Source organism: Proteiniborus ethanoligenes (genome assembly GCF_900107485.1).
GTDB classification, from domain to species: domain Bacteria; phylum Bacillota; class Clostridia; order Tissierellales; family Proteiniboraceae; genus Proteiniborus; species Proteiniborus ethanoligenes.
In genome coordinates this window covers 21868-29795 of record NZ_FNQE01000034.1, presented here as the reverse complement: position 1 = coordinate 29795, position 7928 = coordinate 21868, and the positions used below count along the sequence as shown (strand labels likewise).

General features: G+C 35.3%; 17 protein-coding genes. All 17 read left to right on the top strand.

What is annotated here, in order from left to right:
* Window positions 1-435: EF-Tu C-terminal domain-related protein (locus tag BLV37_RS12850; protein ID WP_342026625.1), on the top strand; the 435-nt coding region annotated here is incomplete at its 5' end.
* Between the two features lie 368 nt (window positions 436-803).
* The gene (rpsJ, locus tag BLV37_RS12845) at window positions 804-1118 is read left to right on the top strand and encodes a 30S ribosomal protein S10 (protein ID WP_091732247.1); all 315 of its coding nucleotides are present in this window, start codon (window positions 804-806) and stop codon (window positions 1116-1118) included.
* Window positions 1119-1209: 91 nt separating this feature from the next.
* Window positions 1210-1842 carry a 50S ribosomal protein L3 gene (gene rplC, locus BLV37_RS12840; RefSeq protein WP_091732244.1) on the top strand — a complete coding sequence of 211 codons (633 nt, stop codon included), beginning with the start codon at window positions 1210-1212 and terminating at the stop codon, window positions 1840-1842.
* 25 nt (window positions 1843-1867) lie between these two features.
* A complete protein-coding gene (rplD, locus tag BLV37_RS12835; RefSeq protein WP_091732243.1) occupies window positions 1868-2491 on the top strand; it encodes a 50S ribosomal protein L4 in 624 nt (207 codons plus the stop codon).
* Window positions 2491-2781 (top strand): 50S ribosomal protein L23, encoded by a 291-nt coding sequence (gene rplW / locus BLV37_RS12830; protein WP_091732240.1) that lies wholly within the window; start codon window positions 2491-2493, stop codon window positions 2779-2781. Before rplD ends, rplW begins: the two co-directional genes overlap by 1 nt.
* Window positions 2782-2812: 31 nt before the next feature.
* The gene (rplB, locus tag BLV37_RS12825) at window positions 2813-3643 is read left to right on the top strand and encodes a 50S ribosomal protein L2 (protein WP_091732238.1); all 831 of its coding nucleotides are present in this window, start codon (window positions 2813-2815) and stop codon (window positions 3641-3643) included.
* 72 nt (window positions 3644-3715) lie between these two features.
* Window positions 3716-4000: a 30S ribosomal protein S19 gene (rpsS, locus tag BLV37_RS12820; protein ID WP_091732235.1), complete on the top strand. Its 285-nt coding sequence runs from the start codon at window positions 3716-3718 to the stop codon at window positions 3998-4000.
* Between the two features lie 21 nt (window positions 4001-4021).
* Window positions 4022-4357 carry a 50S ribosomal protein L22 gene (gene rplV / locus BLV37_RS12815; protein WP_091732232.1) on the top strand — a complete coding sequence of 112 codons (336 nt, stop codon included), beginning with the start codon at window positions 4022-4024 and terminating at the stop codon, window positions 4355-4357.
* Window positions 4358-4373: 16 nt separating this feature from the next.
* Window positions 4374-5042: a 30S ribosomal protein S3 gene (gene rpsC / locus BLV37_RS12810; protein WP_091732229.1), complete on the top strand. Its 669-nt coding sequence runs from the start codon at window positions 4374-4376 to the stop codon at window positions 5040-5042.
* A gap of 24 nt (window positions 5043-5066) precedes the next feature.
* Window positions 5067-5510, top strand: coding sequence for a 50S ribosomal protein L16 (gene rplP, locus BLV37_RS12805; RefSeq protein ID WP_091732227.1), 444 nt, complete (start codon window positions 5067-5069; stop codon window positions 5508-5510).
* Complete coding sequence (gene rpmC, locus BLV37_RS12800; protein ID WP_091732224.1) at window positions 5500-5703, top strand: 50S ribosomal protein L29; 204 nt, start codon at window positions 5500-5502, stop codon at window positions 5701-5703. Before rplP ends, rpmC begins: the two co-directional genes overlap by 11 nt.
* A 26-nt stretch (window positions 5704-5729) precedes the next feature.
* Window positions 5730-5984, top strand: coding sequence for a 30S ribosomal protein S17 (rpsQ, locus tag BLV37_RS12795; RefSeq protein ID WP_091732221.1), 255 nt, complete (start codon window positions 5730-5732; stop codon window positions 5982-5984).
* Between the two features lie 30 nt (window positions 5985-6014).
* Window positions 6015-6383, top strand: coding sequence for a 50S ribosomal protein L14 (rplN, locus tag BLV37_RS12790; protein WP_091732219.1), 369 nt, complete (start codon window positions 6015-6017; stop codon window positions 6381-6383).
* A 15-nt stretch (window positions 6384-6398) separates the two neighbouring features.
* Complete coding sequence (rplX, locus tag BLV37_RS12785) at window positions 6399-6707, top strand: 50S ribosomal protein L24 (RefSeq protein ID WP_091732216.1); 309 nt, start codon at window positions 6399-6401, stop codon at window positions 6705-6707.
* Window positions 6708-6737: 30 nt separating this feature from the next.
* Window positions 6738-7280 carry a 50S ribosomal protein L5 gene (gene rplE / locus BLV37_RS12780; protein WP_091732213.1) on the top strand — a complete coding sequence of 181 codons (543 nt, stop codon included), beginning with the start codon at window positions 6738-6740 and terminating at the stop codon, window positions 7278-7280.
* Between the two features lie 18 nt (window positions 7281-7298).
* Window positions 7299-7484, top strand: coding sequence for a type Z 30S ribosomal protein S14 (locus BLV37_RS12775; protein ID WP_091732210.1), 186 nt, complete (start codon window positions 7299-7301; stop codon window positions 7482-7484).
* A 32-nt stretch (window positions 7485-7516) separates the two neighbouring features.
* On the top strand, window positions 7517-7915 hold the full coding sequence (rpsH, locus tag BLV37_RS12770) for a 30S ribosomal protein S8 (protein WP_091732207.1): 399 nt from the start codon (window positions 7517-7519) through the stop codon (window positions 7913-7915).
* Window positions 7916-7928 lie beyond the last annotated feature (13 nt).

The following is a 7928-nucleotide window of genomic DNA, read 5'->3' as shown; positions in this document are numbered from 1 at the left end:
CCAAGAACAGTAGTATGTACAGGAGTAGAAATGTTTAGAAAGCTGCTAGACGAAGCAAGAGCAGGAGATAACATAGGAGCATTATTAAGAGGAGTACAAAGAACAGACATCGAAAGAGGTCAAGTATTAGCAAAACCAGGTTCAATTCAACCACATACAAAGTTCAAAGCAGAAGTATACGTACTAACAAAAGAAGAAGGTGGAAGACATACTCCATTCTTTGATGGATACAGACCACAATTCTACTTTAGAACAACAGACGTAACAGGCTCAATCAAATTACCAGAAGGAGTAGAAATGGTAATGCCAGGAGACAACGCAACATTTACAATAGAACTAATCACACCAATCGCAATGGAAGCAGGACTTAAATTTGCTATTCGTGAAGGTGGAAGAACAGTAGGAGCTGGAGTTGTAGCTCAAATTACAGAGTAATAAAAAAAGACATAAATTATAGACACTAAAAGAGGGGGGATCCCCTTCTTTTAGTGTCTAGTAAGTTTTAAAAATGGATATAATAAAAAAGTACAAAAAAACACAAAAAAACATCTAAAAAATCAAATTTACTACTTGAGTTTTAGGTAAATATGATATAAAATATTAGGGTATGTAGTTGACATGCGATGATGCAAGAGGTTGCTTGTTTATAATTAAATAAGGGAATTTTTGCGGAGAATGTCCGGCTTAGAATCGGGCGACAAGGGATTGTTGTGCACAAAAAACTACAGAACACCCGGTTGAGTGTATCGGCAATCATTGTTGCATGTTACCCATATGCATGCGATAAGAAGGAGGGAAATTAAATGTCAAACAGCAAACAAAAAATAAGAATCAGATTAAAGGCTTATGATCATGAAATCCTTGACTCATCAGCACAAAAAATTGTAGAAACTGCTAAAAGAACTGGGGCAAATGTATCAGGTCCTATACCACTACCAACAGAAAAGCAGATAATTACAATATTAAGAGCTGTTCATAAATACAAGGATTCTAGAGAGCAGTTTGAACAAAGAACTCATAAGAGATTAATCGATATCTTAAATCCAACACCAAAGACAGTAGATTCATTAATGAAGCTTAATCTACCGGCTGGTGTAGATATTGAAATTAAATTATAAGAATACAAGTAGAGAATTAGATAAAGTACACTCTGCTTAGTATGATTGCACAAAGGTGTAATCCGCTGTAAGATTTCAGGAGGTGTAAAATATGAAAAGTATATTAGGTAAAAAAGTAGGTATGACACAAATATTTACAGAAGAAGGAATAGTAATTCCTGTTACAGTAATAGAAGTTGGACCTATGAAAGTAGTTCAGAAAAAAAGCGTTGAAAAAGATGGCTATAATGCTATCCAAGTTGGATACGATAATGTTAAAGACAAAAAAGTTAACAAGCCATTAAAAGGACACTTTAACAAAGCGAATGTAGAATTTAAAAAATATTTAAGAGAAATAAAAGTTAATAACATAGATGGATATGAAATAGGTCAGGAAATAAAAGCAGACATATTTACAGTAGGGGACAAAGTAGATGTTATTGGAACATCTAAAGGTAAGGGCTTCCAAGGTGTTATCAAAAGATATAACTATGGAAGAGGACCTATGACACATGGTTCCAAATACCATAGAGGTATAGGTTCAATGGGTGGCTCTGCTACACCATCAAGAATACTAAAAGGCAAAAAGATGCCAGGACAAATGGGTAGAGAAAGAGTAACAGTTCAAAACCTTGAGGTTGTAAGAGTAGATGCTGAAAACAACTTCTTACTAGTTAAAGGTGCTGTACCAGGTCCTAAAGGCGGATTTATAACAATAAAAGAAACAGTAAAGGCTTCAAAGTAAGTTCTTTAGGAAAGGAGGAAGTTAGATGCCAAAGGTAGCTTTATATAATGTATCAGGCCAACAAATTGGAGATATAGAATTAAGCAAAGAGGTATTCGGTGTTGAAGTAAATCAACACGTTTTGTACGAAGCTGTTAAAAATCAGCTTGCAAACAAAAGACAAGGTACACAATCAACTAAAACAAGAGCAGAAGTAAGAGGTGGAGGAAGAAAACCTTGGAGACAAAAAGGAACAGGTAGAGCTCGTCAAGGAAGTATAAGATCACCTCAATGGGTAGGAGGAGGAATAGTATTTGCTCCTAAGCCAAGAGACTACAGCTATTCAATTCCTAAAAAAGTTAAACGTCTAGCTATGAAAAGCGCATTAAGCTCAAAAGTAGTTAACAACGAAATAATAGTATTAGATGAATTAAATCTAACTCAACCTAAGACAAAAGACATGGTAAATATTTTGAAAAATATCAATTCTAAGAAGAAGGCACTAGTAGTTATGACTGAGAAAAATGAAAATGTAGTAAAATCAGCAAATAACATACCAGGAGTTCAAACTACTTTAGTAAGTACTCTTAATGTGTACGATATATTAAACTATGATTCATTTATTATAACTAAGGATGCCGTTAAAAAAGTGGAGGAGGTGTATGCATAATGCGTAGTCCACACGACATCATAAGAAAACCAATTATAACAGAACGAAGCATGAACGATATGGCAGAAGGAAAATACACTTTCGTTGTAGATAAAAAGGCTAATAAAACAGAAATTAAAAATGCTGTTGAAAAAGTATTTGGTGTTAAGGTTGAAAAAGTAAACACTATGAATATGCAAGGCAAACTAAAAAGACAAGGAATTCATGTAGGTAGAAGACCAAGCTGGAAAAAGGCAATAGTTACACTTACTAAGGATAGCAAAGGCATAGAGTTCTTTGAAGGCATGTAGTTCTTAATTGCAAGTAAGAGGAGGGAACAAAATGAGTATGAGGAAATTCAAACCGACTTCGCCAGCACTTAGACAAATGACCGTATCAACATTTGAAGATATTACAAAAAAAGAACCAGAAAAATCTCTAGTTGTAAGCTTAAATAGGCAAGCAGGTAGAAATGCCCATGGTAGAATTACCGTTAGACATAGAGGCGGCGGAGCGAAAAGAAAATATAGAATAATCGATTTTAAAAGAAACAAAGATGGGATAGCTGGTAAAGTTGCAGCTATAGAATACGATCCAAACAGAACAGCTAATATAGCACTAATAAACTATGTTGATGGAGAAAAAAGATATATACTTGCTCCACTTGGATTAAAAGTTGGAGATGTTATAGAATCTGGTGAAGGTGCAGATATTAAAGTAGGTAATGCACTTCCATTAAGAAACATACCAGTTGGTACAGTTATCCATAATATAGAGCTAAAAGCAGGTAAAGGCGGTCAATTAGTTAGATCAGCAGGTAACTCTGCACAGCTTATGGGTAAAGAAGGTAACTATGCAACAGTTAGACTTCCATCTGGAGAATTTAGACTTATTAGAATTGAGTGTAGAGCAACTATAGGTCAAGTTGGAAATGTAGAGCATGAAAACATGACAATAGGTAAAGCTGGTAGAAAGAGACACATGGGCTTTAGACCATCAGTTAGAGGTAGCGTAATGAACCCTAACGATCACCCTCACGGTGGTGGAGAAGGAAGAACTCCAATTGGTAGACCATCTCCTGTTACTCCATGGGGTAAACCAGCATTAGGATATAAGACTCGTCAGAAAAACAAAGCATCAAACAAATACATCGTTAGAGCAAGAAAGAAATAGTCATTTCATAGCATTTGGCTTAAGCGATACTATTATAAATAATTCATTATCGCATTGAGAGGAGGAACTTACATGGGTAGATCCCTTAAAAAAGGACCGTTTTGCGACGATCATCTTTTAAAAAAGGTTGAAGAATTAAACGAGAAAAACGATAAGAAAGTTATAAAAACATGGTCACGTCGTTCAACAATATTTCCACAAATGGTAGGACACACTATAGCAGTTCATGACGGTAGGAAACACATTCCTGTTTATGTTACAGAAGATATGGTAGGTCACAAACTAGGTGAATTTGCTCCTACAAGAACGTTTAAAGGACACGCTGGATCAGAAAAATCAACATCTGTTAAAAAGTAAGTATGAAGGAGGGAACTTCGAGTGGAAGCTAGAGCTATAGCCAAATATATTCGTATTGCACCAAGAAAAGTGAACTTAGTGGCTGCTGAAATAAGAGGCAAAAACGTAGATGAAGCACTTGCTATATTAAAGTTTACACCAAAAAGAGGTGCTAAAGAATTAGAGAAAGTTCTTAATTCAGCTATTGCAAACGCTGAAAATAATTTTGATATGGATAGAGAAAAACTATATGTGTATGAAGCTTATGGCAATCAAGGTCCAACATTAAAAAGATGGAGACCAAGATCACAAGGTAGAGCTTATCCAATTCTAAAGAGAACAAGTCACGTTGGAATCGTGTTAAGAGAAAGAGATTAGAGAAGGAGGGATAAAGATGGGCCAAAAAGTTAATCCACATGGACTAAGAGTAGGTATAATAAAGGACTGGGATTCAAAATGGTATGCGGATAGCAAACAATTTTCTGAGTATTTAGTAGAAGATTTTAAAATACGTGAATATGTAAAGAAAGCATTATTTACATCAGGATTATCAAAAACTGAAATAGAAAGAGCAGCTAATAGAATTAAAGTTACAGTTCATACAGCTAAGCCAGGTATGGTTATAGGTAGAGGCGGTCAAGGTGTTGAAGACCTTAGAAAAAATCTTGAAAAACTTACAAAGAAAAATGTAACAATTAACGTTGAAGAAATAAAAATTCCTGAGTTAAACTCTCAACTAGTGGCTGAAAATATTGCTAGCCAATTAGAAAGAAGAGTATCTTTTAGAAGGGCTATGAAACAAGCTATTCAAAGAACTATGAGATCAGGAGCTAAAGGAATCAAGACATCTGTATCCGGTAGAGTTGGTGGAGCAGATATGGCAAGGACAGAAGGATATAGCGAAGGAACAATACCACTTCAAACTTTAAGAGCAGACATAGATTATGGATTTGCTGAAGCGAACACAACGTATGGGAAAATAGGTGTTAAAGTTTGGATATATAAAGGTGAAGTTCTTCCTACTGCAAAGGTAGAACAAAAAGATGAAAGCACTGAGAAATAAGTAGTGTAGGAAGGAGGAAATAAAATGTTAATGCCTAAAAGAGTAAAACGCCGTAGAGTACACAGAGGAAGAATGACTGGTAAAGCGACTCGAGGCAATAAGATTTCTTATGGTGAATTTGGATTACAAGCATTAGAACCAGCTTGGATTACATCCAATCAAATAGAAGCAGCCAGAAGGGCAATGACAAGATATGTCAGGAGGGGCGGTAAGGTCTGGATAAAAATATTCCCAGATAAGCCTGTAACACAAAAACCAGCTGAGACTCGTATGGGTTCTGGTAAAGGTTCACCAGAATACTGGGTAGCTGTAGTAAAGCCAGGTAGAATATTATTCGAAATGGCTGGAATACCTGAAGAAACAGCAAGAGAAGCTATGAGATTGGCAGCTCACAAACTGCCTATAAAATGTAAATTTGTCACTCGACAAGATGTAATTGAAGAGGGTGGTGAAGCTAGTGAAAGCTAATGAAATACGTCAAATGACTGGTCAAGAACTTGATAACAAATTAAATGATTTAAAAGTTGAACTGTTTAACCTAAGATTTCAACTAGCTACTGGACAGCTTGATAACCCAATGAGGATCAAATCTGTTAGGAAAGATATTGCACGCATAAAGACAATAATGAAAGAAAGAGAATTAAAACAGGTTAACGCATAGTTGCAAGGGAAAGGAGGGCCAACTTCATGCAAAGAGGGAACAGAAAGGTTAGAATAGGTCGAGTTGTAAGTGATAAAATGGATAAAACCATAGTTGTAGCTATAGAAACATTTGTTGCACACCCTTTATACGGGAAAATGGTTAAAAAGACTACAAAATTTAAAGCGCATGATGAAAACAATGAATGCCAAATTGGCGATAAAGTTAAAATAATGGAAACTAGACCATTGAGTAGAGAAAAAAGATGGAGACTAGTAGAAATCATAGAGAAAGCAAAATAATCCTTGGTATCGACGAAAGGAGGGTAATAAATGTTACAAACAGAATCACGCTTAAAAGTTGGAGATAATTCTGGAGCTAAAGAATTATTAGTGATAAAAGTACTAGGCGGATCACGTAGAAGATATGCCAACATAGGAGATATAGTAGTAGCTACTGTTAAAAGTGCAACACCTGGTGGTGTTGTTAAAAAAGGCGAGATAGTTAAGGCAGTTATAGTAAGAACAAAAAAAGGTGTTAGAAGAAAAGACGGAAGCTACATCAAATTTGATGAAAATGCTGCTGTTATTATAAAAGAAGACAAATCACCAATAGGTACTCGTATTTTTGGACCTGTTACAAGAGAACTAAGAGATGGTAACTATATGAAGATAATATCATTAGCACCTGAAGTGTTATAAGAGGAGGTGTAGACAATGCATGTTAAAAAAGGTGACACAGTAGTAGTTATTTCTGGTAAAGATAAAGGCAAAAAAGGTAAAGTGCTTGCTGCTATGCCAAAGACTGATAGAGTAATTGTAGAAGGCGTAAACATGCTCACAAAGCATAAAAAACCTAATGCACAATTACAACAAGGTGGGATAATACACCAAGAAGGTTCTATACACGTGTCAAATGTTATGTTGTACTGCAATAAAGACAAAACAGGCGTTAGAGTCGGACACAAAATTCTAGAGAACGGTGAAAAAGTAAGAGTCTGCAAAAAATGCGGTGAAACTTTATAGTTAAGCTACAGTTGAAAGGAGGTTTACAAAATGACAACACGCCTAAAGGAAAAATATAAAAATGAAGTTATTCCAGCATTAATGGAAAAATTTAAATATAGTAATGTAATGGAAGTACCTAAACTTGAAAAAGTTGTTTTAAATATGGGTCTAGGAGCAGCTAGAGATAACCCAAAACTTTTAGAATCAGCTGTAGAAGAACTAGGCATCATATCAGGCCAAAAGCCAATAGTGACTAAGGCAAAGAAATCCGTTGCAAACTTTAAGCTTCGTGAAGGTATGTCAGTTGGTTCAAAGGTTACATTAAGAGGAGACAAAATGTATGAATTCCTTGATAAACTTATGAACATTGCACTACCAAGAGTTAGAGACTTTAGAGGAGTTTCTGCTACATCCTTTGATGGAAGAGGAAACTATGCTTTAGGAATTAAAGAGCAATTAATATTTCCTGAAATAGAATACGATAAAGTAGATAGTATAAAAGGCTTAGACATAATAGTAGTTACAACTGCTAAAACCGATGAGGAAGCAAAAGAATTCTTAGCACTTATGGGAATGCCCTTTAGAAAGTAATGGAGGAGGCGAAAAAGAGTGGCTAAAAAGTCAATGATAGTAAAGCAACAAAGAAAACAAAAATTCAGCTCAAGAGAATATAATAGATGCAAGATTTGCGGAAGACCACATGCCTATTTAAGAAAATTCGGAGTTTGCCGTATTTGCTTCAGAGAACTAGCTTACAAGGGACAGATTCCTGGAGTAAAAAAAGCGAGCTGGTAATAGATTGTTAAAATGGAAGGAGGTAGACTCGAATGGTAATGACTGATCCAATTGCAGATATGCTTACTAGAATAAGAAACGGGAATAATGCAAAACATGAAACTGTAGATATTCCTGCTTCAAATATGAAGAAATCAATAGCTAGTATTCTTTTAGAAGAAGGATTCATAAAGGGATACGATGTAATAGAAGATGCAAAGCAAGGTATTTTAAGAGTACAACTTAAATATGGCAAGGATAATGAGAAAATAATCACTGGATTAAAGAGAATATCTAAGCCTGGTTTAAGAGTTTACGTTAAAAGTGATGAGATACCTAGAGTTTTAGGAGGGCTAGGAATAGCTGTTCTTTCAACTTCTAAAGGTATTATTACAGATAAAGAAGCAAGAAAAGAAGGCGTTGGCGGAGAAGTAATCTGCTACATTTGGTAATAGATAAAAGACT

Bases quoted from the DNA above. Each gene is read 5' to 3' on its own strand.
- rpsJ (WP_091732247.1), top strand. From the start codon at position 804: ATGTCAAACAGCAAACAAAAAATAAGAATCAGATTAAAGGCTTATGAT.
- rplC (WP_091732244.1), top strand. From the start codon at position 1,210: ATGAAAAGTATATTAGGTAAAAAAGTAGGTATGACACAAATATTTACA.
- rplD (WP_091732243.1), top strand. From the start codon at position 1,868: ATGCCAAAGGTAGCTTTATATAATGTATCAGGCCAACAAATTGGAGAT.
- rplW (WP_091732240.1), top strand. From the start codon at position 2,491: ATGCGTAGTCCACACGACATCATAAGAAAACCAATTATAACAGAACGA.
- rplB (WP_091732238.1), top strand. From the start codon at position 2,813: ATGAGTATGAGGAAATTCAAACCGACTTCGCCAGCACTTAGACAAATG.
- rpsS (WP_091732235.1), top strand. From the start codon at position 3,716: ATGGGTAGATCCCTTAAAAAAGGACCGTTTTGCGACGATCATCTTTTA.
- rpsC (WP_091732229.1), top strand. From the start codon at position 4,374: ATGGGCCAAAAAGTTAATCCACATGGACTAAGAGTAGGTATAATAAAG.
- rplP (WP_091732227.1), top strand. From the start codon at position 5,067: ATGTTAATGCCTAAAAGAGTAAAACGCCGTAGAGTACACAGAGGAAGA.
- rpsQ (WP_091732221.1), top strand. From the start codon at position 5,730: ATGCAAAGAGGGAACAGAAAGGTTAGAATAGGTCGAGTTGTAAGTGAT.
- rplN (WP_091732219.1), top strand. From the start codon at position 6,015: ATGTTACAAACAGAATCACGCTTAAAAGTTGGAGATAATTCTGGAGCT.
- rplX (WP_091732216.1), top strand. From the start codon at position 6,399: ATGCATGTTAAAAAAGGTGACACAGTAGTAGTTATTTCTGGTAAAGAT.
- rplE (WP_091732213.1), top strand. From the start codon at position 6,738: ATGACAACACGCCTAAAGGAAAAATATAAAAATGAAGTTATTCCAGCA.
- rpsH (WP_091732207.1), top strand. From the start codon at position 7,517: ATGGTAATGACTGATCCAATTGCAGATATGCTTACTAGAATAAGAAAC.